2 protein-coding genes are annotated in these 691 nt (G+C 57.9%); one reads left to right on the forward strand and one right to left on the reverse strand.

From position 1 onward, the window contains the following. A partial coding sequence (locus ABD323_RS43000) for a hypothetical protein (RefSeq protein WP_344447475.1) occupies positions 1–337 on the reverse strand: 337 nt, incomplete at its 3' end. 117 nt (positions 338–454) lie between these two features. Here ABD323_RS43000 and ABD323_RS43005 point away from each other — a divergent pair. Continuing rightward, on the forward strand, positions 455–691 hold a 237-nt coding region (locus ABD323_RS43005), incomplete at its 3' end, for a hypothetical protein (protein ID WP_344447476.1).

The following is a 691-nucleotide window of genomic DNA, read 5'->3' on the forward strand; positions in this document are numbered from 1 at the left end:
CCCCTTCCACCGGAACACGCTGATCCCATTCCGAACCTTTCCTCTCCTTCGGCCCCGGCGGGTACTCCACCCCGTTGACCGCACCATTTTTCGGCGTGAGGACGGCGTCTATGATCGTGAATCCTTGCGCCCCTACCGCGGACACATCAGTAATGGTGATCGGAACTTCCGCATGGTTGGGGAGGGGTCCATTATTGGCCGTGATCGTCGTCTTTCCGTCCACATGAGGAGCGCACCACTCCATGAGAGGATCGTCATGGGATTCCCCGATGGGCCCGTCGGTGTACACCCGGTCAGAACAAGCGTTGGTGGCGATCAACACCGCCACCAACACCACGCCTACACCGTATCGTTTCATTTAATAATACTGCACACTGAGTGCACCCGGGTCAGCATAAGCGGGATTGGCCTTTGTCCCGCAATACCCACGCCCAGCCGACATGAATTCGAATTCATGAGCAGCTTGCTGGGAGAACCCGGTGCGCGTGGACATATTGAACCCGACGAGGTGGTCCACCTTGGCACCGGTGGTCCACGTTACGGCCTTTTGGGTGGTCTTTATGAATTTAGTTCCTTTTTCTCCTTTGGCACAGTTGGCGCGTGGCTGGTCCGCCGGGACCAGATGGTCTGCAGACCGGATTCGACAGCCGGAGTTTCCGGTGCCAGCAATCGGCTTCACCGTGGAACCGAT

This window comes from Kitasatospora nipponensis (genome assembly GCF_039528135.1).
Classification (GTDB): Bacteria; Actinomycetota; Actinomycetes; order Streptomycetales; family Streptomycetaceae; genus Kitasatospora; species Kitasatospora nipponensis.